Genomic DNA, 23,611 nt, shown 5'->3' on the forward strand with positions numbered 1-23,611 from the left:
ATTCAGTTTGCGAGAGTCTTGTCAATCGTCCTGACTGAGTCTCCGGAGCCGCGCGGTGGCGATGGCGAGCCTGACGTCGTCCGGCGGCAGCAGCTTGACCAGCTGTTCCAGCGCCTCGACGTCGTGTTCGCCGGAGTCGGTCTGGGTGAACGTCCACAGCGCGTTCGCGTCGCCGCGCTGGAGAACCGCCTTGCGCACCCCGGTCGCCAGGTCGTCCCGCTCGGCCAGCACGACGGGTGCCTCGGAGCGGCGCAGCAGGGAGCCGCGGTACCTGCTCGCGGCCAGCGGCACGTCACCTGCCTTGAGAGCGGCCCGCACCGCCAGGAAGTCGGTCTCGACGTCGGCGGTGAGCCGGTACGGCCTGGTCGCGAGGACGTCCGGACCCAGCTGGGCCCGCAGCCGGTGCAGCTCGGCGCGCACGGTCGTCGGGTTGCCGCGCTCGCCGTAGAGGCGCAACGCGAGCTGGCCGGCCGTCAGCCTGCCCTGCAACGTCAGCGCCGCCAGGATCTCCGCGTGCCGCAACGAGATCGGCACCTCGCGGCCGTCCAGCACCACCTTGGGCTCCGGCAGCAGGAACGACAGCGACAGCACGCTGCGCCGCACGTGCCGTTGCCGGGGAACACGCAGCAGATAACCGTGGGCGAGCGGCTCCAGCACCGCCTCGCGGCCGTCCGGGAGCTCGACCCGGTCCGTGGAGACGTCGACGCGCGAGGGCAGCAGTCCGTACGGCTCGACGGCCACGACCCGGCCGGTCGGGCTGAGCAACGCGCCGGGCTCGCCGCGCAACGCGATCAGGTGGCGCATGTTGCGCGCCCGCAGTTCCTCGTCCTGCGCGTGCATCCGGGCGAGCATCTCCGACTCGGCGAGGCGGGCCGACGCCGAGACCAGCGCCACCATCGAGGGATGAACGGTCTCGATCGGGCCGCTGAGGTCGACGACCCCGATCGTGGTTCCCGTATCGGGGTCGCGGATCGGGCTCGCCGCGCAGGTCCAGTGGTGGTAGGTCCGCACGAGGTGCTCGGCCGAGTGGACTGTGACGGGGGAGTTCACCGCCAGCGCGGTGCCCATCCCGTTCGTCCCCGCCGCACCCTCCGACCAGAGCGTTCCCTCCGCCAGGCCGACGTCCTCGGCGCTGCCGCGGGTGTCCTTGGAACCCTCGCACCACAGGATGTGGCCCTGGGCGTCCGCGACGATCATGATGTGCTTCGCCTCTTCCGCGAAGCCCAGCAACGTCTCGCGCAGCAGCGGCAGCGTCGGGTGCAGCGGATGACGTTCGCGCAGGTCGGAGAGCTCGTCGGCGGCGAACACGGTCGGCGCGGTGTGCAGGTCGGGATCGACGTTGGCGGCTAGTGACCGCTGCCACGACGCCGAAATCACCGAGCGTGGCAAATCAACCGTGTGAGTACCACTCAACACGGCTTCTCTGACTCGACTCAGCAACAGTGCGTGTTGCCCGGGTTCGTGGGTCATTGATCCATCCACGGCTTGCAACGACCATGCAACGTTCTGCTGCCTACTTTCTCATTTTCCCCACCCCGGGCATCGAGTGGGCCATCTCTGGCAGGGAGTCGAGAATGACGCAGTACGCGGCGCCGGGGCAGCCCGGCAGCGTGGTCGCGTACCGAGCGAGGTACGACCACTTCATCGGCGGCGACTACGTGTCACCCGTGACCGGCGAGTACGTCGAGAACGTCACTCCGGTGACCGGAGACGTCTTCACCGAGGTCGCCCGCGGCACCGACGCCGACCGCGCCCGTGCGATGCACGCGGCCAGTGGCGCCGCACGCGCGTGGGGGAACACCACGCCCCGAGAACGCGCCACCGTGCTGTGCGAGATCGCGGACCGCATCGAGGAGCACGCGACCGAACTCGCCGTCGCCGAGACGTGGGACAACGGCAAGCCGGTCCGTGAGGCCCTGGTCGCCGACGTGCCGATGCTGATCGAGCTGTTCCGCCAGTACGCCGCCGTCGTCCGCGCCGAGGTGGGCGAGGTCGAGCAGCTCGGCCGCAGCACCTTCGACTACCGCTCGTTCCAGCCGATCGGCGTCGTGCACGAGCGCATCTCGTGGACGTTCCCGCTGATGAACGCCTGCCGGGTGCTCGCACCCGCGCTGGCCGCCGGCAACGCGGTGGTGCTGGAGCCCGCCCTGCAGACCCCGGCGTCGATCCACGTCCTGCTGGGCGTGATCGCCGACCTGCTGCCGCCCGGCGTCGTCAACGTCGTCACCGGCTCCGACGACCACCCCGTCGTCGCCGGCCGCTGCCCGAACATCTTCTTCTCCGACGTCATGGCGCGGCGCGACAGCTTCCTGGACAAGGCGCTGGAGGGCTTCGCGATGTTCGCGGCCAACCAGGGCGAGATCTCCACGGCCCCGTCGCGCGCGTTGATCCAGACCGCCGTCTACGAGGAGTTCCTGCACCTCGCGACGGTCCGCACGGAGGCGTTGCGTGCGGGCGACCCGCTCGACACGGACACGATGGTCGGCGCTGTCGTGAGTCTTGCGCAACGCGATCGAGTTCTTGCGTACGTGGAGCGCGGCAAGTCCGAGGGCGCTCGCCTGGTGACCGGCGGTGAGGCCTCCGGGCACTTCGTGCAGCCCACGATCTTCGAGGGCGACCACCGTTCGGGCGTGTTCACCGACGACGTGCTCGGTCCCGTCGTGTCGGTGACCAGGTTCGACGACCGCGACGACGCCCTGAAGATCGCCAACGAGGCCGTCGCCCAGCTCGGCGCCGGCATCTGGTGCCGCGACGTCGCACTCGCGCACAACGTCGGCCAGGACCTGCGCGCCGAACGGGTGTGGGTCAACAACTACCACGCGTACCCGGCGAACACCGCCGTGCTCGCCGAGTACCGCCGCGTGAAGCACCTGCTGGTCAGCTACTCCGACCGCGGGCAGGGCCACTTCTGAGTCACTTCTTCCACGGCACCTGAGGACTCGCGTAGAAGTTGACGCCCTGGACCTTCCAGCGCGGCCCCTGCGCGCCCAGGCGCGGTGCGAAGCGGTCCCAGTTGTGGACCGCGGCCGGAGACCAGCCGAGCTCGGCCGCGACCGGAAGCCTCGGGAACGCCATGTACTCGATGTCGGAGGAGGTCTTGATGGTCTCCGTCCACAGTGGAGCCTCGACGCCGCGGACGCTCGCCTCGGTCACGCCCTGCAGGTACGCGCCGGGGTTCCAGCTGTAGGCGTCCCTGACCTCGACGAGGCCCGCCCAGTCCAGGCCGAGCTTGGTGTTCTTGTCGTACTTCATGTCGAGGTAGATGCGGTTCGCCGGTGACATCAGCACCTTGTTGCCGCGCTGGGCCGCCGCGGCCACGTTGGCGTCGGTCGTCGTGGTGCCCCAGAACTGCGGGACGACGGCCGTGTCCTCGGTGGTCTTGATGAACTCGTGCCAGCCGGTGGTGGTCTTGCCGTACTTCTTCACGATGGGCAGCACTCGGTTCATGAACGTCACGTAGTCGGCGTCAGGGGTGCTGAGCGCCTCGTCGCCGCCGATGTGGAAGTACGGGCCGGGCGTGATCGCGGAGACCTCCCGGACCACGTCCTCGACGAACCTGTAGGTGATGTCCTTGTTGATGCAGAGGGAGCTGAAGCCGACCTCGGTGCCGGTGTAGAGCGGGCGCTTCTTGCCGTCGCAGTTCAGCTCGGCGTAGCTCGCCTGGGCGGCGTTGGTGTGGCCCGGCATGTCGAACTCGGGGATGACCGTGATGCCCCTGTTCGCCGCGTACGTGACGAGATCCTTGTACTGGTCCTGGGTGTAGAAGAGCTTGCCCGTCCGGCCACCGACCTCCGTGCTGCCACCGATCCTGGTCAGCTCGGGCCAGCTGGTGATCTCCAGCCGCCAGCCCTGGTCGTCCGACAGGTGCAGGTGGAAGTAGTTGATCTTGAAGGCGGCGATCTGGTCGATGTAGCGCTTCACCTGGTCCGGGGTGAAGAAGTGGCGGGAGACGTCGAGCATCGCGCCCCGGTGGTGGTACCTGGGGTGGTCCAGGATGCTGGCGCCCGGCACGGTCCACGGGCCTGGCTGCTTGGTCTTCGCCTCGGTTTTGGGCGGGAGGAGCTGGCGCAGGGTCGCGATGCCGTTGAAGTGGCCGGCCGGTGAGTTCGCCCGGATGACCACCTGTTTCGGGGTCACGTCCAGCTGGTAGCCCTCGGGGCCGGTCTTGGGGTCCGCGCCGCCGGTCAGGACCACGCCGTCGCCGGAGATGCCGTCTGTGACCGGCAGGGCGTAGCCCGTCGAGGGACGGAGTACCTTCGCCAGCAGTTCGGCCGGTTTGCGGGCGTCCTGGGTCGTCAGCTGGATCTTGGCGGCTGCGGTGAGGGTGAAGGTGATGTCCGGGCGCGGCCGCACCTGGACCGGCTGGGGAACGAGCTCCTGCAACAGGGCCGGGGCTGCCGCTTCTGCCGTGTCGGTCACCAGCACTCCTGATCCGGCGATCACCAGCGCCGCCAGTGCGGCCTGCAGTCGTTTCGCTTTCACGCCATCCTCCACAGGGCATGGGGGGACCTGGCGGCGTTCGGTCACGGTTTCAGGGGCGGGGATTCGGTGTCAAGGTTCAGACCAATTTCGCCGCTCTGCCCGTGTGTCTAGAGGTGCTCCTTGCTCAGCTTGTGCCACAGGGCCGGGAGAGCTGCTTCCGTCCTGTGCGCCAGCTCCACCTCTTTGCCGTAGAGCACGCCGAACGTGAAGCCGTTCTCGTCGCCCCTGCCCAGTTCCAGCAGGACCGGGCGTGCGACCACCGAGTCCTGGTGGTCGCCCAGCAGGGTCTGGACGTCCTTCGCCCGCTTGCGCAGGGCCTTGGCGTGCTTGCCGAGTGCGGGCTCGGCCACCTCGGCCGAGTAGCGCAGGCGTTTCGCCGCTTTGCGGGCCTCGTGCAGGGGTTCGTCGCTGTCGGTGGTGGCCAGTGCCTCCTCCACACGGACGTCCAGGCGGTGGCGGGCCTTTTCCACCAGGCGCGGGAGGACGTCCTTCGCCTTGCCCGAGGCAACGGACGTGAGCGGGGGCGCGGTCAGCAGCGTGTCGATGGTGTCGAGGAGGGTGAAGTAGCGCTCGCTGTTCAGCGCGGCCACGGAGTCCTTGTGCGCTTTGGCTTCCAGCGGGGCGAAGTGACGGGTCGTGCGGGCTGCCACGTCGCCCAGGACCAGTTCTGGCGGGAGGGCGTGCAGACCCTCCTCGAAGCGCATGCGGAGCACTTCCAGGTCGCGCGAGGTGCCCAGGACGGAGGCCAGCCACTTCAGTTCGTCGGTCAGGGCGCGGGTCTGCTCGCGGTCGACGATCTTGCCGAAGGCCTGGAGGGCCGAGCGCATGCGGCGGGTGGCCACTCGCATCTGGTGGACGGCGTCGTCCTCGTTGCGGCGGACTCGGGGGTCCTGGTTCTGGAGTGCGGCTCGCTGTTCGTAGAGGTACGCGAGGACCACGTCACCTGCCGTCGGCTTCTTGCCGAGGGTCGGGCCGGAGTCCCGTTTCACGCCGATCACCTGGGACAGCTTGGACTTGGAGGACGACGGGACGATGCCCGCGTCGCCCAGGTGGCGTTCGACCGTGTCGAGAAGGGCGCGGTCGCCGCTTTCGCCGAGCTCCACCTCGATCTCGCGCCACGAGGTGGTCGTGGTGGAGGAGCCCATGGTCTGGGCGGTGACCACGTCGTCGACGACCTCGGCGAGCATGTCGCCGTTGCCGTTGGTGAGCTGCCAGCGGCGGCGGTTGGTGCGGATCTCGGCCACCGGGCTCAGGTCGCCGCCCCTGGTGTGGGCGCGGACCAGGGAGGAGAGGTCCTTCGGGGGCTTCTTCACGGCGCGGCCCAGTGGGACGCGGAGCTCCTGGCGGGAGTCCTCACCTGCCGGGAGTTTGAGGTGCCAGCCCTCGTCGTTGCCGCCCACCCGCCTGCGCAGCGTCACGCCGGCGCGGGCCAGGCGGTAGTCGTCGGTGTCGAAGTAGGTGGCTTCGAGATCGAACTCTTCCGGGCCGGTCGCCACGCCGGTGATCTCGGTGAGGTCCGGCAGACTCGCGTCCGATGGTGCCTCGTACTTGCGTTCGGTCTCAGTAACGGAGGTCGCCATTTTCTATTAATACCTCGTTTTGTCCGGGTTCACCCACTGCGGTGACGGTGCGTGAGGGTGGGCGCCACGGCCGGGCGGAACCACGCCTCTAATGCGTGCATTCGTCGGGTACCCGCTTTTCCCGGTCCACTGTGTCCGGTTCGCTGGTCGCGTGCCCACGGAGAAGGAACGGCTCGACGTGGTCGAGCCGCAGGTCGCCACGTTGATCAGTCACGTCGGTCAGCTCACGGCGGAGCTCGAGCGCGTCACGGCCCGGCTGACGGTGCTGGAACGGCGGTTGTCCGGTGCCGGGGACGGGCCGCTGGCCGACCTCGACGCGGTGACCGGCGAGGTCGAGCCGCTGGTCGAGGCACTGCGCACGGCGTGGGACGCCGAGCAGGAGATCCTCGCTGACGCGGCTCGGGTCGCCCTGAAGCAGGAGGTGCTCGAGTTCGACGGGCTCAAGGCCCGCCGCGACGAGGCCAGGTCCAAACTGGACGGTGGGCGGGTGCCCCGGTTCGAGCGGGACGCGCTGTCGCACGAGGTGCGCCAGATGGAGTGGCTGATCAACGCGAACGAGGCCAGCGCGCAGCGGGCCGCCGAGCGGCTGGAGGCCGACGAGGACGCGATGGGCGAACAGTGGCGCACCGAGGCCGTGCTCGCGGGGGACAAGGCTCGCGGCGAGATCAAGGACGCAGCCGCGCGGCGCATCTCGGAGGCGCTCGGGCAGTACGCGCGGATGCCGGTGTGGTTCCGGGTCGGGCTGGGCGAGATCCCGACGCCGGACCCGTCGTTCTGGCTCGAGTCGGCGATCGCGGTGCTCGCGTACCGGCTCGAGTACGGCGTCACGGACGCGGTCACGCCGCTGGGCACGCCGCCGTCCGCGTCGTCCGGCAGTGAGAACTGGGTCCGCCGCGCGAACGTCCACGCCGACATCACCGACCGCCTGACGACGTTGGCCGCGACCTTCCACCTGCAGTAGCCTTTTCTGCAACCGTCGGGTTGCAGAAGGGGTGCGCGAGTGAGTCAGGTCGATGACGTCTTGGCCGCGCTCGCCGACCCGATGCGCCGGCGGATCCTCGACCTGGTCGCGGCGAAGGGGGCCGCGTCGGCGTCGGCGCTCGCCGCCGAACTGCCGGTGAGCCGGCAGGCGATCGTGAAACACCTGGGTGTGCTGGAGAAGGCGGAGCTGGTGGCCTCGGAGCGCGCCGGCCGGGAGAACAACTTCTCCGTCCGGTCGGACGCGCTCGACGCCACCGCCTCCTGGATGGCCTCGCTCGCCTCCCAGTGGGACCAGCGGCTGGCCGCCATCAAGAAGATCGCTGAGTCATGAGGGTGCCGCCCACCGCGGTGGCGAGCACGGGGATCTCCGCGATGGCGTCGCTCGTGCGCGGGTCCTCGCCGAGCACGACCAGGTCCGCGAGCTTGCCCGGGGTGAGGCTGCCCAGCACGTGCTCCTTGCGGCACGCGTAGGCGCTGCCGAGCGTGTACGCGCGGATCGCCTCCTCCACGGTGATCGCCTCGTCCGGTCCGACCGCCCGGCCGCTGGACGACCTCCGGCGCACCATGAACTCGATGGCGCGCAACGGGGCTCCGTCGGCGACCGGCCGGTCCGAGCTGCCCGCGACGGTGATGCCGTGGTCGAGGAACGAACGTCCGCGGTACATCCACGGTGCTCGGCGCGGGCCCATGATCTCGCTGTAGTCGTCGCCGTAGGAGTGGAGGAACGTCGGCTGGACGACGGGAACCATGCCGAGCGCGGCGATCCGGCCGAGCTGGTCCGGGCGGACGAGCCCGCAGTGCTCGACGCGGTGCCGCGCGTCGGGCCGCGGGCGTTGTCGTTGCGCCTCTTGGACCGCGTCCAGGGTGAAGTCGATGGCCCTGTCGCCGATCGCGTGGATCGCGAGCTGCCAGCCGGCGTGGTGGCCGTCGATGATCGCGGCCCGCATGGACTCCTCGGACTCGGCGAGCTGACCCGAGTCACCGGTCCCGAGGTACGGCTCGGACAACGCGGCCGTGCGCGCCATCATGCCGCCGTCGGTCCACAGCTTCAGGGCTCCCAACGACAGCATGTCGTCGCCGAAACCGGTGTGCAGCCCGAGGTCGATCGCGCGCGGAACGCCGTCGGACGGGTCGGCGGCGACGTCGTGCAGGACGTGCGCGGACACCATGAGCTGCACGCGGATCGGCAGCCGGGCGCGTTGGTACGCGGCGGCTTCGAGGGGGCTGCTGGCGATCAGGCCCGCGCCGATGCCCGCCTCCGCGCACATCGTGATGCCCTCGGACAGCACCTGACGGGCGCTCTCGTGCAGTTCGGCCGTGATCTCGTCGAGCGAGTACGGCAGCCGCAACGTGCGAGCGGCCAGCTGCTCGTTCTCGGTCAGCCAGCCGTCGCTCGTGATCTCCGGAAGTCGCTTCAGCACCACGGAGTTCACGACGCAGGCGTGGCCGGACAGGTCGGCGACGTACACCGGCCTGCCGCCGCTGATCCGGTCGAGGTCCAGCGCGGTCAGCGGGCGGTCCATGATCCGGCGGTCGTAGCCGGACGCCTCGATCCAGCCCGTGCCGGGAGCATCGGTGAGGCGGTCGAGGATCTGCGAGACCGTCGTCAGGCCGGTGATGTCGATCGCGCGGCGGCCGTTCCACGCGAGGTGCGTGTGGGCGTCGATGAAACCGGGCAGCACCACGGCTCCACCCAGGTCGACGGTCTCGTTCGCGGGCAGGTCCGCGACCTGCTCGTCCAGGCCCGCGATGCGGCCCTGCCAGATGCCGATCGTGTGCGCGGCGGGGCGTGCCGGGTCCATCGTGATGGCCCGGCAGCCCGTCAGCTTGAGATCGAGTTTCACGCGGTCGCGAGGACCGGCACGGGAGTGTTGGTCAGCACGGACGTCAGGATCTCACCCGACCGCACCGCGACGTTGGACAGCAGCGACGACGTGATGCCGTGCGAGTGCTCAGTGCCGCCCTGCAGGTAGAGGCCGCCCCTGAGCGACGTCTGAAGGCGGTAGTCGCGGCCGACGACCAGACGGCCGGCCTCGTCGCGTGCGCAGGTCTTTTCCAGCGAACCGAGGACCGGAGCGGCCTCGTCGTAGCCGGTCGCGAGCAGCACGAGATCGGTGTCGACGAACTCCTGCTCACCGGTGATGAGCGACTGGATCACCGCACGCGCGCCGTCCGCCGACTCCTCGACCGCGACGAGCCGGGTCATCTTCATCATCTTCAGGCGCTCGGTGCCCAGCACCTTCTCCTGGTACGCGGTGCGGTAGAGCTGCGCGATCAGGTCGACGTCGACCACGGAGTAGTTGGTGTTGCGGTGGTAGTCCATCAGCCGCTGCTTCACGGCGTCCGGGGCGTCGTAGTAGTGGTCGACGGCCTCGGGGTCGAAGATCCGGTTCGCGAACGAGCTGTCGTCCGCGGGGGAGTAGCCGTAGCGGGAGAACACCGAGCACACCTCGGCGCGGGGGAACTCGCGGTGCAGGTACGCCACGGCCTCCGCGGCGCTCTGCCCGGCACCGACGACGACGCAGCGCTTCGGGTCCTTCAGCGTGCCGACGCGGTGCAGGAACTCGCTGTTGTGCCACACGCGGTCCGACAGCGCGATGCCCTCGGGCACCGTCGGGCGCAGTCCGGTCGCGAAGACGAGGTTGCGGGCGTGGTACACGTCACCAGTGGCCGTTGTCACCTCGAACAGGTCGTCCTGGATCGCTTCCACACCAACGGCTTCGGTGCCGTAGGAGACCACGTCGTCGACCTGGGCCGCGGCCCACTCGAAGTAGTCGTGGAACTCGACGCGCAGCGGGAACAGGTTCTTGTGGTTGACGAAGTCGATCAGCCGGCCGCGGTCCCGCAGGTAGCACAGGAACGAGAAACGACTGGTCGGGTTCCGCATGGTGACGAGGTCCTTGAGGAACGACACCTGCATGGTGGCGTCGTCCAGGAGCATGCCCCGATGCCAGCCGAACGCCTCCTGGCGTTCCAGGAACACCGCGGTAACAGGGGTTTCGGCCTGCTCGTTGTGCTCGGTCAGAGCGATGGCGAGCGCCAGGTTCGAAGGACCGAACCCGATACCGACGATGTCGTAGATCGGATGCATGAGCACCGAACTTAGGGCAGCCTAAGCTATCTCCGCAAGCCGTCAGTTAGGTTAGCCTGACCGTATCGCACCGGAGTGAAGGAGGACACCCCCATGAGGGTCGTCATGTTCGGGTTCCAGACCTGGGGTCATCGCACCCTGCAGGCACTTTTGGCGTCCGAGCACGAGGTCGTCCTGGTGGTGACCCACCCCAAGGGAGAGGGCGCGTACGAGAAGGTCTGGAGCGATTCGGTCGAGGACCTGGCCCGCGAGAACGGCGTCGAGGTCCTAGTCCGCGAGCGCCCGGAGGACCAGGAGCTGCTCGACGCGCTCAAGGCCGCCGAGCCGGACGTGATCGTCGCCTGCAACTGGCGGACGTGGATCCCGCCACAGGTCTTCGCGCTGCCCAAGCACGGCACGTTGAACGTGCACGACTCGCTGCTGCCGAAGTACGCGGGCTTCTCGCCGTTGATCTGGGCGCTTCTCAACGACGAGAAGGAGGTCGGCGTGACGGCGCACATGATGGACGACACGCTCGACGCCGGCGACATCGTGCTGCAGCGCTCGGTCCCGGTCGGTCCGCGCGACACGACGGCCGTGCTGTTCGAGAAGACGCTGGAGCTCTTCGGCCCGATCACGGTCGACGGCCTCGCCGAGATCGCGTCCGGCCGCACGGACTTCCAGAAGCAGGACCGTTCGCAGGCCTCGTTCTTCCACAAGCGCGCCGAGGAGGACCTGCGCATCGACTTCACCTGGACCGCCGAGGAGCTGGACCGCCTGGTGCGCGCGCAGTGCGCGCCGTACCCGAGCGCGTTCTGCTTCCACCGCGGCCAGCGCCTGGAGATCATCGAGGCGGACGTCTCCGCCGAGGTCTACGGCGGCACTCCCGGCCGGATCTTCTACCGCGAGGGCGACGGCGTGGCGATCGTCGCCGGCGCCGAGGCCCGGCGCGGCAGGAGCAAGGCGTTGCTGGTCAAGAAGGTTCGTACCGCCGATGGCACCGAGCTCAAGGCGCACGAGTACTTCAAGCACATGGGCGGCTACCTGACCTCGCGTCCGTAGCCCCGACACGCTGATCGCGGGCCGGGTGACCGGTCCGTGATCAGCATGGTCGATCATGGGCGCATGAATCGCGCGGCGGTGACGTCACTGGTGGTCTTCGTGCTGCTCGTGGCGGTCGGCTGGTACCTCACGAATCTCCAGTCGTCCCAGCAGAATCCGCCCACGACGCCAGCGCCCGTTCCGACCGGTTCGTCGGACCTCGCCGCGCTGAAGATCGCGCCGGAGAGCAAGATGGCCGGCTACAGCCGCGACCGCTTCCCGCACTGGGCCTCGCAGGGGAACTCCTGTGACACCAGGGAGATCGTGCTGCAGCGCCAGGGTGCCGACGTGAAGACGGACAAGGACTGCAAGGCGACCTCGGGCACCTGGAACAGCGTCTACGACGGCGTGGTGATCAAGGAAGCGGGCGAGGTCGACATCGACCACACCGTGCCGCTGGCCGAAGCGTGGCGGTCGGGCGCCGACAAGTGGACCGACGACGAGCGCAAGGCGTTCGCCAACGACCTCGGCGGCATCCAGCTGATCGCGGTGACCGCGAAGTCCAACCGCTCCAAGGGTGACCAGGACCCGGCGAAGTGGAAGCCGCCGGTCACGGCGTACGGGTGCACGTACGCGCAGCACTGGATCTCGGTGAAGATCACCTACAAGCTGACCGTGGACCAGGCCGAGCACGACGCGCTGGCCGGGCTGCTCAAGACCTGTTAGGCAGGCCAGAATCCTGGTTCGCGCGGGCATGAACTCGATGAGCCTGCTCGTGATCTTCCCGGTGAGCAGGTCGTGGAGGAACGCGGACGCCGGCCCGTCGTAGCTGTCCCACTCGGAGAACTCGGCGTCGCACCAGGTGACCGTCCACTGATCCGGGGCGCCTGTGCCGGTGCGCCAGAACAGGGTGCACCTCCCGGCTCGACCCCACTGGACGAGGCCGTCGAAGACAGGGGACGTCACCTTTACGACGTGATCGAAGACACCGCTGCCGAACGCCGACAGCAGTTCCTTGAAGTCCGCGGGGAACGCGAGCCCCACGTGTTCCCCGGCCTCGTCCCAGGACCGCTCAGGCTCACGCTTCAGTTCCCACTTGAGCAACCTGACGAGGTCCGCGCTTCTCGGCTCGCTGCTCATCCGGGCTGCCTCTGCGGAGGAGCGGCGAACGTCAGGTCGTACGGCGGCCCGTACTCGTCCAGTTCGGACTCGACCTCCCCGGTGAGCAGGTCGTGGAGGAATTCGGTCGACGACCCGGCGTACTCGGCCCATTCGGAGAACTCCGCGTCGCAGTACACGACGGTCCACTCGTCGGGGCCGCCGCGGTCGGTTCGCCAGAAGATCGACCAGGCGTCTCCAGCCTCTGCCCACGGGATGAGCCCGTTCGGATCGGGGAACAGCCGGTGCCGAACGCCGACATCAGCTCTTTGTAGTCACTGGAAACGCGAACCCCAGCCGCTCCTCCACCGGACCCCATGACAGCGCCCGTGCGTCGTCGCGCTGCTCCCACCCGAGCAGCGCGACGAGATCCTCGGTTCTGGACAACTCTCCCCCTGCAAGCAGTGCCGACGACACGGCCCGCCCCCCCAAGGCGGACCGTGTCGTCCCCTCCCCCTACCCGACCTGAACGGACTCGAACAGGCCGGACAGCTTCCAGTGCGTCACGTACCCCATCGCCTCGGCGGCGATCAGCACGTCGAGCTTGCCGAGGTTCGTGCGCGCCGGCATCTGGTACGCCTTGCCGCGCCGCGCGTCGAGCACCATCGGGATGGCGCCGGGCAGCGTGTCCGCGACCGTGTGCTGCAGGATCCGCAGCCCGACGTTGGCCGCCTCCCTCGTCAGCGGCACCTCCTTGGTGTGCACGAGCACCGCGTAGGTCGTGCCGTCCTTCTTGCGCAGCCCCAGGTGCGGCCGCACCTTCAAGGTCAGCTCGCCGGCGCGGTAGGTGGCGCCCTCCACCGGCACCCCCGTCGCCTTGAACGACGCCAGCCAGGGCAGGAAGCCGTCGGCGATCTCCTCGAACGCCCGCGGCTGCCCCGTGCGGTTGGCGTTCATGATCGCCTTCTTGAGCTCGATCTCGGGTTCGGTCGAGTTGACCGCTCGTCGCATGGCGTCGCGGATCGGGTTGTAGAACCCGCACACCCGCGTATCGGAGGCCAGGTACATCCCCCGCTGTTCCGACACGATGTTGATGCGTCCACGCTGACCGCTCATGACGTACTCGGTGAACGACAGTGCGGTGACGCTGACGTTGTTGTCCGGCAACGTTTTCTCCCCTCGTACCGCGAGCTTCACCTGACGTTATCCGAGGGGTCTGACAAAAACGGGTCTACTCCGAACGGCGCAACCGCTACGCAGCGTTGAGCGGTCACCCGAGTAGGTGACACGCAGAGTTGCGACCTAGATCGCAATCGGTAAACGGACGGTGACAGACCGGCAACCGATCAAGCGGATGACCGTTCGTCTGCCGTTCGCCGACGCTCACCGAACGCTTACCGCAAGACCAGCGGAAGTAACCCTCCGTAGAAGATCAACTCAGGAGAATGAGTTCGTCAGGAGGAATCACGGCGAGGGAGCACGATGGCGGTAAGGGCGGAGCGTTCACCCGATAGAGCGGGTGACGTGGAGGTTCCGCAGCCGCGGCAGCTGGCGAGGTGGCTGGTCCACCCCGGAAACTGGCCGCACGCGATGCAGGTGACGGTCATCCTCGTGCTGATCGCGCTGCTGCTGTGGGCCATCGCCGTCACGCTCGGCCCCGACCAGGCCTTCATCGTCGGCTCCGCGGGCATCGCGGCCAAGCTGATCTGCATGTACCTCGACACCCGCACGCAGAACTAGCTCCCGTACCTCTCGGCGGCCCGCGCCTTGGCCTTCGCCGCCTCGACCTCGCGGTCCTTCGGCGGTGCCGTGGTCACCAGCGCGTCGAGCAGTTCCTGCGTCGCAGCCGCCACGGCCGCGACCGCCCTGTCGAACGCGGCCTGGTTCACCGCGGACGGTTTCGTCGCCCCGCCCACCTTCCGCACGTACTGCAGCGCCGCGGCCTGCACCTCGTCGGACGTGGCGGGCGGTTCGAAGTTGTGGAGCACCCGGATGTTTCGGCACATGCCTCCACTATGACCTGTTCGGCGGCGCCGCGCGGGTGTGGATGCGTTCTCCCTGCTTGCCGAACAGGCTGATGATCTCGGCGGGCCTGCCGTCCGAGCTGCTGAAGCTGTGCGGCTGCCGGCAGTCGAACTCGGCCACCTCGCCCGCGCGCAGCACGATCTCCTTGTCGCCGAGCCGCATCCGGATCCGCCCGCTCAGCACGTAGAACCACTCGTAGCCCTCGTGCACGCGCGGTTCGTGCAGCTCCGAGTCCGTGATGATCATTTTCCACGCCTGCAGCGGCCCGATCGAGCGGGTCAGCGGGATGCCGACGCGGCCGTGGTCGAGCTGACGCGGCTTCATCGCGACGCGCGGATCGCCCACCTCGGGCGCGCCGACCAGGTCGTCCAGCGACACCTGGTAGGTCCGTGACAACGGCAGCAGCAGCTCCAGTGTCGGCTTGCGCTGGTCGGTCTCCAGACGCGACAGCGTCGACTTCGAGATGCCCGTCATCTCGGACAACGTCGCCAGCGTCAGGTCGTGCTCGGCTCGCAGCGCGGCGAGCCGTTGCCCCACGGTTGTTGCCATAACAGCAACTTACTTTGCCAAAACTGGACTGTCGACCGCACTCTCGGAGCATGACTTACGAAGTGGTGATCATTGGTGGGGGAGCGGCCGGACTGAGCGCCGCTCTGATGCTGACCAGGGCGCGTCGCAGCGTGCTCGTGGTCGACGGTGCCGAGCCGCGCAACGCCCCGGCCTCGCACATGCACAACTACCTCTCTCGCGACGGTTTCTCGCCGTTGGAGCTGCTCAAGCACGGAAGGGCCGAGGTCGAGGGCTACGGCGGAGAGATCGTCAACGACGAGGTTCGCGGCGTCACGGCGCTCGACGACGGGTTCGCGGTCGACCTGAGCGAGCGCACGGTGCGTGCCAAGCGCTTGCTGTTCGCCACCGGCCTGGTCGACGAGGTGCCGGACAACCTGCGCGAACGCTGGGGCCGGGACGTCTTCGGCTGCCCGTACTGCCACGGCTACGAGGTCCGCGACCAGAAGCTCGTGGTGTTCGGCGAGGAGATGAAGGTCGCGCTGGTCCGGCAGTGGTCGGACGACGTCACCCACGTGCCGTCGGTCGACGGCATCGAGGTCGAGGACGACCGGCTGGTCGCCGTGATCTCCGACGGCAACCGGGTACCGGCCGACGCGCTCGTGTACTCCGCGCCGATGAAGCCGCGCGACGAGTTCCTGCTCGCGTTGGGCGCCGAAACCGAGGAAACGCCGGTCGGCAGGTTCGTGCGCACGGACGCGAAGGGACGCACGAGCGTGCCCGGCGTCTACGCCGCAGGCAACGTCACGGATCCGGCGGCCATCGTGATCGTCGCCGCCGCTCAGGGAGCCCAGGCGGCCGGAATGATCAACGTGGACCTGCTCGGCCTCATGCCGGCAGGCTGATCCGGAACGTCGACCCCTCGCCGAGGGTGCTGGTCACCGACACCACGCCGCCGTGGGCCTCCACGAGGTGCCGCGTGATCGCGAGGCCGAGCCCGCTGCCACCGGTCCGGCGGCTGCGGGACTTGTCCGCCCGCCAGAACCTGTCGAACACGTGCGGCACGTCGTCCGGCGCGATGCCGGTGCCGGTGTCCGTGACCTCCAGGATCGCCTCGTCCTGCCACCGGAACAGCTTCACGACGACCTCGCCGCCCGGCGGGGTGTAGCGCACGGCGTTCGCGACGAGGTTGCCGAGCGCCTGCCGCAGCCGCACCGGGTCCGCGGTGATGTGCACCGGTGTGGTCTCGGCGCGCAGCAGGATCTCGCGGTTCTGCTGCGCGTTGACGACCTGGTCCACGACGTCGTCCAGTGCGATCGGTTCGGGGTGCAGCCGGAGCGTGCCCGCGTCGGCCTGGGCGAGGTCGTGCAGGTCGTCCACCAGTCGTTGCAGCAGAAGGGATTCCTCCAGCAGCATGTCGATCAGGTGCGGGTCCGGTTCGGCCAGCCCGTCCTGCGTCGCCTCCAGCCAGCCGGTGATGTTGCCCAGCGGCGTGCGCAGTTCGTGCGCGACGTCGCTGACCATCGCCTGCCGCTGACGTTCGGTCTCGGCGAGCTTCTCCGACATCGCGTTGAACGACCGCGCGAGTTCGCCGATCTCGCCCGAGCCGCCGTCCACCCGTGCCGTCCGATCGCCCTCGGCGGTGCGTTTCGTGGCGGCGGTGAGGGCCCGGATCGGCCGCACGAGCTGCGTGGCGGTGAGCCACGAGGCGAACCCGGCCAGGGAGAGAATTCCCAGCGCCACCAGCGTGATCCGGGTGGCACCGGTCGTCGACAGGTCGATCGTCATCGGCTCGTCGCCGGTCGGTGAGGTGAGGAACAGCTGTGCCGGCGCCGCGACGTACGGCCTGAGCTGTTCGCGCCGCGAGCTGTCCATGCACGCCACCACCTCCGGCGGCGCGCCGTTGACAGTCGTGACCTCCCAGTCGAAGGTGGTGGGAGTGAGCGGCCTGTCGTAGTTCCTGCCGCCAGGGGCGCGCTGGTCGAGACATTTCGTGAACAGCGCCTGGAGCTGCCCGTACGCGGCCTTCTCCGTCACCGTGATCGTGTAGAGGCGGTAGCCGACCGGGCAGTCCTCCCAGACCGAGAGCTCGCCGGGCCCGAGGTCGGGCAGCCGCGGCCGGCCGTTGGGCGCTTCCACGAGCGTGATCCTGCCGTTGCACTGGAGGAGCTGGTCCGCATAGGCGCGCAGCGTGCGGTACTCCTCGTCGTTGAGCTTGAACGGCCCGACCGCCCTTGGGTCGATCTTTCCGTTGACGTTCAACGGGTCGACCAGTGCCTTGGGGGTGATGGGCAGTTGCGGCGCGTTCTCGCCGCCGGTGTCGACCAGCGTCGTGCCGTTGCCGTCGGTCAGCGCGATGCGGCGGCCGTGCTTCTGCGCGATACCGTCCACATCGGACTTCGCGCTCGTCCAGTCCTTGTGCGTGGCCGCGTAGCGCACCAGCTCGTCGAAGATCTGTGCGTCCGTCTCGAGCGCGTCGCCCTGCTCCTGCCGGATCGCACCCGTCGTCGCCTGCGACGCGAGCCACGCCGTGACGGCGATCGAGCAGGCGGCGATCACCAGGGAGAACAGGAAGAACCGGACCAGCAGGCTTTTCATACGAGCTTGTATCCGATGCCGTAGACGGTGAGAAGTCGTTCCGGCCGGCGTGAGTCCTGCTCGATCTTGCGGCGCAGTTTCATCATGTGCACGTCGACCGTGCGGGCGGTGATGAACCCGTCCTCCAGCAGCTGCTCGCGCGTGAACACCCGTTGCGGCTGTGCGGCCATCTTGGCCAGCAACCGGAACTCGGCGGGCGTGAGGCTCACCAACTCGTCCTTGATGCGCACTTCGTGCCGGATCGGGTCGACGGTCAGATCGCCGACCTTGAGCACCGTGGCGTTCGTCGCGCGCGCACGCCCGGTGCGCCGCAGGATCGTCCGCACCCGCGCGACCATCTGCCGTGGCCGGAACGGCTTGGTGATGTAGTCGTCGGCGCCCAGGTCGAACCCGAGCAGCACGTCGTCCTCGGTGGACCGCGCGGTGAGCAGCACGATCGGCACGTCCGACTCGGTCCGGACGGCGCGCAGCACGTCGATGCCGTCGACCAGCGGCATCATCACGTCGAGGACCAGCAGGTCGGGATTGCGGCGCCGCGTCTCGTCGATCGCCGCCCGTCCGTCGTGCACGACCACCACGGAATGCCCGTCGTGCTCCAGGTACCGGCGGACGAGTTCGGCCTGGTGAACGTTGTCCTCCGCGACGAGGATGTGGGCGCACACAGTCCGAAGTATGCAGGCCTTCATGACAGTCAAGCGGAACGTAAACAGGTTCTTCATCAGTTCCGGCGAGCGTTGCCGTCATGAGGGTCCACCTGGCTCTGGCGGCGGTCGCGCTGACCGCGATCCTGCTGACGACGACGCAGCTGGCAGGCGAGACGTCCCCCGCGGCCGCTCCGACCACGTCGTCGATCACGTCAGCCGTCACGCCCGTCGAGGTCCCGTCCTCGCCGGCACCGCCTCCGCCGCGCGTCTACGCGTCCAGCTCCGACCTGCCCGACGGCCCGGAGTTCCCGGTGGCCGGGGCCGGCACGTTCCACGTGGTCCCCGGTTCGGGCCCGGTCGTGGGCATCGGCCCGTTGCGGACCTACGCCGTGGAGGTCGAGAACGGCATCACCGTCGACGAACAGGCCTTCGCGGCGTTCGTGGACGCCACTCTCGCCGACCCACGTGGCTGGACGGCCCGTGGCGCGCGCTCGGTGCAGCGCGTCTCCGGTGCCGCGTCGGTGCGTGTGCGGCTGACGTCCCAGCAGACCGCGCGAAACGTCTGCGGCTTCGAGATCCCGGTCGACGTCTCGTGCCGCGACGGCAACTTCGTGTTCCTCAGCGCCGCCCGCTGGTTCCGCGGCGCCGTCGCGTTCCTCCCGGACCTGAACGCGTACCGCGCGTACATGGTCAACCACGAGGTCGGCCACGCCTTCGGGCAAGGCCACCAGCCCTGTGGCGTCGCGGGTGGGCCGGCGCCGGTGATGATGCAGCAGACGTTCAGCGTGTCCAACGACGAGATCGTCCGCATCACCGACGGCGTGCCCCAGGGCGCGGTCATCCCGCAGGACGGGAAGGTGTGCACGCCGAACGGGTGGCCGTATCCATGACCGCGGTCGTCGGCTCACTCGTGGTTGATGTCCGGCTTCATAGCCTTGACGGCATGGACGTGGACACGAGGCTGCTGAGATATTTCGCCGCCATCGCCGAGGAGGGCAACCTCACGCGCGCTGCGCACCGGCTCTTCGTGTCGCAACCATCACTGACAAAACAACTCAAGCACCTCGAGTCGCAGCTGGGCGTGCGGCTGTTCACGCGGTCCAGCACCGGGATGAGGCTGACGGAGGCGGGCCGCGCCCTCGCCGCGTGCTGCGCGTCGGTTTCCTGGCCAGCGCGGCGAACGACGCGACGCCGGCCATCGTCAGGGCGTTCGGGAAGCTTCGGCCGGGCTGGCGGGTCGACCTGTTGCAGGCGCCCTGGTCGGATCCGTCAGCGGGCCTCGCCGGCGCGGACGTGCCCGTCGCGTTGCTGCGATTACCCTTCCCGGGCGAGGAGACGTTCGGTGTGCGGACGTTGTTCAGCGAATCCCGTTGCGTGGCACTGCCTTCCACGCACCCGCTGGCCGGCCGCGCCTCGATCGACTTCTGCGAGCTGTGGGACGACCCGGTCATCGTCGCCCCCGCCCTGAAGGGAACCTGGCGCGAGCACTGGCTGGCCTTGTCCGAAAGGGACGGTCGTGAGGTCCGCGTCGGTGCCGTGACCGAACACCCCGACGAGTTCCTCGGCGCGATCGCCGGCGGCTGCGGCATCGCACTGGTTCCGGCGTCCACGTCGCACTTCTATTCGCGGCCGGACATCGTCTACGTGCCCGTGAGGGGCGTGAGCCCCAGCGACGTGGCCGTGGCGTGGCTGCCGGACCCCGGCGAGGCAGCCGTCGACTTCGTCCGCTGCTGCCTCGACGTCACGCGCTCTCGGCGCACCGGCTGCGGCACTCGCTCGGGCTGAACCCGTGCACGCGCTTGAACGCGGCGCTGAACCCGAACGCGTCCGCGTACCCGACCTTGCGCGCCACCGACGCCACCGTCGCCGACGACTCGGCCAGCAGATCCGCCGCCAGCGCCATCCGCCACTCCGTGAGGTACGTCAGCGGCGGCACCCCGACCAGCTTCGCGAACCTGCTCGCCAGCGTCGTCCGCGCCACCCCGGCCTCCTTGGCCAGCAAGGCCAGCGTCCAGGCCCGTTCGGGACTCGCGTGCATCGCCTCGAGAACGGGCCCGACCACCACGTCGGCCTGGGCCCCCAGCCACCCGTCACCGTGCTCGCGGTCGAACCACTCCTTGAGCGCGCACACCATCAGCCAGTCCAGCAACCGATCCGCCACCACACTCGGCCCGTCGACGCCGATGTTGGCGTAGAACTCCGCGCACCCGTCCTGGCCCGGCGCCACCAGCGCGTCCGGCAACACCGCCGTGAGCCGGCGCGCCACGGCCCCCGTGACCTCGTACGTCCCGCTCACCACCGACGCACGTCCTTGCGCCGCAACGGACTCCTGCACCACCAGCACGTCCCCGGCCTTGGCGGTCTCCCCGCGCACGCTGATCTCACCCGACGCCACCGCGTACAACGTGAGCCCCGGCAACACCCGCGTTCCGTCGATCTCGGTCCGGCGCACCCCGGCACCATCCGCGCGCACCCCGCGCAGCAGTTCGTCGAACGGCTTCATGCCGTCCACGATACGGCCCGAACGATCGAACATCGTCGATGAACTCTCACCCATGTCGTCTAGCGGCCCGGGCGGGTTGGCTGAGAACATGACTGAAGAGATCCTGGTCCTGGGCGCGACCGGCAAGACGGGCCGCCGCGTGGTCCGCACCCTCGAAGCCGCCGGCGCCACCCTCCGCAAGGCCTCCCGCGCGACCGGCTTCGACTGGAACGACCAGTCGACCTGGAAGCCGTTCCTGCACGGCGCCACCGCCGCCTACCTGATCGCCCCGGAAGACCCCTCCGCAGCGCACCCGTTCGTAGAGCTGGCCGCAGCCTCAGGCCTCCGCCGCCTGGTCCTGCTCTCAGGCCGCGGCCTCGACAAGACCCCGCCGAACGTCTTCCAGAGCATGCACGCCGCCGAGAAGGCGGTCCGCGAGAGCGACCTCGACTGGACCATCCTGCGCGCCAACAACTTCAACCAGAACTTCTCCGAGGAGATCTGGCAGCCAGAAATCGAGGCGGGCCGCCTCTCCCTGCCGGTCGACGACACCCCGGAACCGTTCGTGGACGTCCAGGACATCGCCGAGGTAGCCGCCCTGACCCTCACCACCGACAACCACCAGGGCCAGACCTACGACCTGACCGGCCCCGAAGGAGTCACCTTCACCGAAGCCGTGTCCAAGATCGCGACAGCCACCGCCCGCCAGATCGAACTGGTCAAGCTGACCCCGGCCGAGTACCGCGAAGCCCTGCTCGCCCAAGGCGCCCCCGAAGAGGTGGCCACCGAACTGAACGGCATGTTCGAGGCCATGCGCAAGGGCCACCTGGCCACCCCGACGGACGACATCGCCCGCCTCCTGAACCGCCCCGCCACCAGCTTCGACACCTACGTCTCGGAAACCTGGCGCTGACGAGGCAACAACAGGTGCACGGCAAACCCAGCAGCCGTGGCCATCACCGCCTGGTAGACGACCGAGCCCTGGTACCCGCCCCCGACGAGGAACGCGGCGTCCAGCCCGGTCGTCCACCAGCCGGCCAGCTCACCGAGCCCCACCACGTGCCACCCGAAGAACCCAGCACACCACCCGCCGACCACCCAGGCCGCCCGCCCGCCCCGCCGCACGAAGAGGAACGTCGACACCGCGGCCACGGCGTTGAAGGCGAGGGCGATGCCGGTCAGCGTCGCGTCGGGGTCCCACAGCAGGGTTGCCGCCGTCTGCACCACGAGCACGCCGACGACCAGCCCAATGCCCAACCGCGTCTTGTCCACGCGCCCGATTATTCAGTTCTGCGCGTCGCCGCTCGATAGCAGTCCTCATTGCGGCATATGGCGGCTGTTTGTTCGGCGTTTGGTTGAAATCGTCCTTAGGTGGGTCTTGGGGACATCACCGCAGATGCGGTTAGCACGGCAATGGCGGAGCACGACCGTCTGGGATTGATCGAGTTCTGCAACCAGCACGGCTTCGACCGGTTCCGCAACTACGTGATCGCAGACGACACCCGCAGGTACGGCACACGGGTGATCACGGCTGCCGCTCACGGCAGACTGCCCGGCCAAGTGCCCTTGACCCCACCGGAAGTCGCCGACGACGACCTCGTCAACCAGCTCTTGGAAGGGTTGGGGTTCGAGGTGAGGGAGCTGCGCCCACCCAAGTGGACACGCGAGGAACTGACCCTTGCCTGCTCACAGTTGTTCTCGAACGACCGGGTGGCCCAGCGGGTCAACGATCCCGCTGTGCAGCACCTCGCGGCGTTCCTGCGCCGACTGCCGTTTCACGCTCCGCAGGACCGCGGGCTCAACTTCCGGTCGGTCAACAGCGTGCAGCGAAAGCTCTTCGACCTCGGAACCAGATTGCCTGAGTACAAGGGCAAGAGGACCCGTGGCGGAGCCCTGGACGAGGTCATCATCGGTGAGTTCCTCGCGGATGAGGCGGAGATGCACCGCCGAGCTGCCGCAATCCGTGCCGAACACGAGCCGAAGGCGTGGGCACTGTTCTCCGCGGAGAGGAAGCACGACAGCGATGCCGGCTCGTCAGGCGTGCTGGGTTCAAGTTTCGTCTACGACAACAATTTCAGTCGTTCGCAGGAACTCCGCGAAGGCCATGTCGTCGTCATCCATGACGACGAGGACGTGCTCGGCATCGCCCGGATCGGTCGCATCGATCATGAAGACGGACAAGCGGGTGTGACCAAGTACGTCGCGTACTACGGCGGAACCTGGCGTGCGGTCGACGGGGCCATCAGTAGCGACGACCTCAAGGACGCGTCCACCGACATGGCGGCGCACGACGTGATCAAGCCCCTCGACATCGACAAGGTCGAGGCGATGCTGGCGCGAGTTGCCGTGTCACTGCCCTCTCAAGCGGCCGAGGCCCGTTCCGTTGCGAAGATCAGGTCGGTACGGCGCATCGTCACCGGTAAGGACGTCCGTGGTGGCGAGGATGACGGAGTAGCGCCCACGGGTGGGCGGCGTGAGATCAAGGCGAAGGCCCGCAAGGGCCAGGACAAGTTCCGGAAGAAGCTGATCCAACGCTACGGACACGTGTGCGCGATCACTGGTCGATGCCCGGCCGAAGTGTTGCAGGCGGCGCATCTTCGCAGCTTCGCCGAACATGAGACGCACAACCTCGACGAAGGCGTGCTGCTGCGCGCTGACGTGCACCTGCTGTTCGACAGCGGCCTGTTGGCGGTCGACCCGACGACCCGGCGCGTGGTGCTCGCTCCTTCGCTGAGCACCTACCCGCACTACACCCAGTTCGACGGCGCGGAGTTCGCTGTCGGCCCTTCCGAGAAGGCGATCACTGATCACTTCCTCGCTGTGACGGGTGCGTGGATCGGGCAGCAGGGCGGAAACCAAGAAGGCCTCTGACCTGTTTGCACAGGTCAGAGGCCACTTCATGAGGCGCCCCTGGCAGGATTCGAACCTGCGACCTCGGGATTAGAAGTGCCGTTCTAGAGGACCAAAAAGCTCTCTACCAGCGCTTCTGAGTAACTCCAGTTCGCACCATAGGTGCTCGAAGGTCACGGGTTAGCCACAGTTCGCACCATGCGCCGCACCATGAAGTGAAGCCTGACGGCTGGTCGACGCGGTTGTCTACCCG

Annotated in this window: 24 protein-coding genes and 1 pseudogene; 12 read left to right on the plus strand and 13 right to left on the minus strand. The window is 68.6% G+C overall.

Annotated features, from left to right (window positions below; all coding sequences use genetic code 11):
• Positions 1-21: 21 nt before the first annotated feature.
• A complete protein-coding gene (locus SK571_RS25900; protein ID WP_319986681.1) occupies positions 22-1,377 on the minus strand; it encodes a GAF domain-containing protein in 1,356 nt (451 codons plus the stop codon).
• 197 nt (positions 1,378-1,574) lie between these two features.
• On the opposite strand from SK571_RS25900, the gene SK571_RS25905 reads away from it, so the two are divergent.
• Entirely contained in the window at positions 1,575-2,912 is a 1,338-nt protein-coding gene (locus tag SK571_RS25905) for an aldehyde dehydrogenase family protein (RefSeq protein WP_319986682.1), read from the plus strand.
• 1 nt (position 2,913) lies between these two features.
• On the opposite strand, the gene SK571_RS25910 is transcribed toward SK571_RS25905, so the two are convergent.
• Together SK571_RS25910 and SK571_RS25915 are read right to left on the minus strand one after the other, a co-directional pair.
• Positions 2,914-4,482, minus strand: a complete 1,569-nt coding sequence (locus SK571_RS25910; RefSeq protein ID WP_319986683.1) for a beta-N-acetylhexosaminidase — start codon at positions 4,480-4,482, stop codon at positions 2,914-2,916.
• 107 nt (positions 4,483-4,589) lie between these two features.
• Positions 4,590-6,062 carry a CYTH and CHAD domain-containing protein gene (locus SK571_RS25915; protein ID WP_319986684.1) on the minus strand — a complete coding sequence of 491 codons (1,473 nt, stop codon included), beginning with the start codon at positions 6,060-6,062 and terminating at the stop codon, positions 4,590-4,592.
• A gap of 151 nt (positions 6,063-6,213) precedes the next feature.
• Here SK571_RS25915 and SK571_RS25920 point away from each other — a divergent pair, with 151 nt between their 5' ends.
• A complete protein-coding gene (locus SK571_RS25920) occupies positions 6,214-7,023 on the plus strand; it encodes a hypothetical protein (protein WP_319986685.1) in 810 nt (269 codons plus the stop codon).
• A 39-nt stretch (positions 7,024-7,062) separates the two neighbouring features.
• Positions 7,063-7,374, plus strand: a complete 312-nt coding sequence (locus SK571_RS25925; protein WP_319986686.1) for an ArsR/SmtB family transcription factor — start codon at positions 7,063-7,065, stop codon at positions 7,372-7,374.
• Here the strand turns inward: SK571_RS25925 and SK571_RS25930 are convergent.
• Together SK571_RS25930 and SK571_RS25935 are read right to left on the minus strand one after the other, a co-directional pair.
• Positions 7,352-8,887: an amidohydrolase gene (locus tag SK571_RS25930; protein ID WP_319986687.1), complete on the minus strand. Its 1,536-nt coding sequence runs from the start codon at positions 8,885-8,887 to the stop codon at positions 7,352-7,354. The two genes, SK571_RS25925 and SK571_RS25930, sit on opposite strands and share 23 nt — an antisense overlap.
• A complete protein-coding gene (locus SK571_RS25935) occupies positions 8,884-10,134 on the minus strand; it encodes a lysine N(6)-hydroxylase/L-ornithine N(5)-oxygenase family protein (protein WP_319986688.1) in 1,251 nt (416 codons plus the stop codon). Before SK571_RS25935 ends, SK571_RS25930 begins: the two co-directional genes overlap by 4 nt.
• Positions 10,135-10,227: 93 nt before the next feature.
• Between SK571_RS25935 and SK571_RS25940 the strand changes: the two genes are divergently transcribed.
• Both SK571_RS25940 and SK571_RS25945 read left to right on the plus strand, forming a co-directional pair.
• Positions 10,228-11,175 carry a methionyl-tRNA formyltransferase gene (locus tag SK571_RS25940; protein ID WP_319986689.1) on the plus strand — a complete coding sequence of 316 codons (948 nt, stop codon included), beginning with the start codon at positions 10,228-10,230 and terminating at the stop codon, positions 11,173-11,175.
• Positions 11,176-11,238: 63 nt separating this feature from the next.
• Positions 11,239-11,880 carry an HNH endonuclease family protein gene (locus SK571_RS25945; RefSeq protein ID WP_319986690.1) on the plus strand — a complete coding sequence of 214 codons (642 nt, stop codon included), beginning with the start codon at positions 11,239-11,241 and terminating at the stop codon, positions 11,878-11,880.
• 410 nt (positions 11,881-12,290) lie between these two features.
• Here the strand turns inward: SK571_RS25945 and SK571_RS25950 are convergent, their stop codons facing one another.
• Both SK571_RS25950 and SK571_RS25955 read right to left on the minus strand, forming a co-directional pair.
• A complete protein-coding gene (locus SK571_RS25950; RefSeq protein ID WP_319986691.1) occupies positions 12,291-12,452 on the minus strand; it encodes a hypothetical protein in 162 nt (53 codons plus the stop codon).
• A 316-nt stretch (positions 12,453-12,768) separates the two neighbouring features.
• Positions 12,769-13,419 (minus strand): hypothetical protein, encoded by a 651-nt coding sequence (locus SK571_RS25955; protein WP_266037807.1) that lies wholly within the window; start codon positions 13,417-13,419, stop codon positions 12,769-12,771.
• 357 nt (positions 13,420-13,776) lie between these two features.
• On the opposite strand from SK571_RS25955, the gene SK571_RS25960 reads away from it, so the two are divergent.
• Positions 13,777-13,992 (plus strand): hypothetical protein, encoded by a 216-nt coding sequence (locus tag SK571_RS25960; RefSeq protein ID WP_319986692.1) that lies wholly within the window; start codon positions 13,777-13,779, stop codon positions 13,990-13,992.
• Here SK571_RS25960 and SK571_RS25965 read toward each other — a convergent pair.
• Positions 13,989-14,258: a DUF2277 domain-containing protein gene (locus SK571_RS25965; RefSeq protein ID WP_319986693.1), complete on the minus strand. Its 270-nt coding sequence runs from the start codon at positions 14,256-14,258 to the stop codon at positions 13,989-13,991. The genes SK571_RS25960 and SK571_RS25965 overlap by 4 nt on opposite strands.
• Positions 14,259-14,265: 7 nt before the next feature.
• Positions 14,266-14,826 (minus strand): helix-turn-helix domain-containing protein, encoded by a 561-nt coding sequence (locus SK571_RS25970; RefSeq protein WP_319986694.1) that lies wholly within the window; start codon positions 14,824-14,826, stop codon positions 14,266-14,268.
• A 50-nt stretch (positions 14,827-14,876) separates the two neighbouring features.
• On the opposite strand from SK571_RS25970, the gene SK571_RS25975 reads away from it, so the two are divergent.
• On the plus strand, positions 14,877-15,689 hold the full coding sequence (locus SK571_RS25975; RefSeq protein ID WP_319986695.1) for an NAD(P)/FAD-dependent oxidoreductase: 813 nt from the start codon (positions 14,877-14,879) through the stop codon (positions 15,687-15,689).
• On the opposite strand, the gene SK571_RS25980 is transcribed toward SK571_RS25975, so the two are convergent.
• The gene (locus tag SK571_RS25980; protein ID WP_319986696.1) at positions 15,673-17,382 is read right to left on the minus strand and encodes a sensor histidine kinase; all 1,710 of its coding nucleotides are present in this window, start codon (positions 17,380-17,382) and stop codon (positions 15,673-15,675) included. The genes SK571_RS25975 and SK571_RS25980 overlap by 17 nt on opposite strands.
• Positions 17,379-18,044: a response regulator transcription factor gene (locus tag SK571_RS25985; protein ID WP_319986697.1), complete on the minus strand. Its 666-nt coding sequence runs from the start codon at positions 18,042-18,044 to the stop codon at positions 17,379-17,381. Before SK571_RS25985 ends, SK571_RS25980 begins: the two co-directional genes overlap by 4 nt.
• 80 nt (positions 18,045-18,124) lie before the next feature.
• Between SK571_RS25985 and SK571_RS25990 the strand changes: the two genes are divergently transcribed.
• The 3 genes and pseudogenes from SK571_RS25990 to SK571_RS26000 all read left to right on the plus strand — a co-directional run bounded on the left by SK571_RS25990 (position 18,125) and on the right by SK571_RS26000 (position 19,811).
• Positions 18,125-18,916 carry a DUF3152 domain-containing protein gene (locus SK571_RS25990; RefSeq protein WP_319986698.1) on the plus strand — a complete coding sequence of 264 codons (792 nt, stop codon included), beginning with the start codon at positions 18,125-18,127 and terminating at the stop codon, positions 18,914-18,916.
• 53 nt (positions 18,917-18,969) lie between these two features.
• A pseudogene (locus SK571_RS25995) lies at positions 18,970-19,101 on the plus strand (LysR family transcriptional regulator); the annotation flags it as partial.
• 71 nt (positions 19,102-19,172) lie between these two features.
• Entirely contained in the window at positions 19,173-19,811 is a 639-nt protein-coding gene (locus tag SK571_RS26000; protein WP_319986699.1) for a LysR family substrate-binding domain-containing protein, read from the plus strand.
• Here the strand turns inward: SK571_RS26000 and SK571_RS26005 are convergent.
• On the minus strand, positions 19,768-20,529 hold the full coding sequence (locus SK571_RS26005; protein WP_319986700.1) for an AraC family transcriptional regulator: 762 nt from the start codon (positions 20,527-20,529) through the stop codon (positions 19,768-19,770). The genes SK571_RS26000 and SK571_RS26005 overlap by 44 nt on opposite strands.
• 88 nt (positions 20,530-20,617) lie before the next feature.
• Between SK571_RS26005 and SK571_RS26010 the strand changes: the two genes are divergently transcribed.
• Positions 20,618-21,421, plus strand: coding sequence for an NAD(P)H-binding protein (locus tag SK571_RS26010; protein ID WP_319986701.1), 804 nt, complete (start codon positions 20,618-20,620; stop codon positions 21,419-21,421).
• On the opposite strand, the gene SK571_RS26015 is transcribed toward SK571_RS26010, so the two are convergent.
• Complete coding sequence (locus SK571_RS26015; protein WP_319986702.1) at positions 21,397-21,780, minus strand: hypothetical protein; 384 nt, start codon at positions 21,778-21,780, stop codon at positions 21,397-21,399. The two genes, SK571_RS26010 and SK571_RS26015, sit on opposite strands and share 25 nt — an antisense overlap.
• A gap of 99 nt (positions 21,781-21,879) precedes the next feature.
• Between SK571_RS26015 and SK571_RS26020 the strand changes: the two genes are divergently transcribed.
• Positions 21,880-23,379 (plus strand): HNH endonuclease, encoded by a 1,500-nt coding sequence (locus SK571_RS26020; RefSeq protein WP_319986703.1) that lies wholly within the window; start codon positions 21,880-21,882, stop codon positions 23,377-23,379.
• Positions 23,380-23,611 lie beyond the last annotated feature (232 nt).

Origin of the sequence: Lentzea kristufekii (assembly GCF_033949925.1) — a bacterium.
Lineage (GTDB): Bacteria > Actinomycetota > Actinomycetes > Mycobacteriales > Pseudonocardiaceae > Lentzea > Lentzea kristufekii.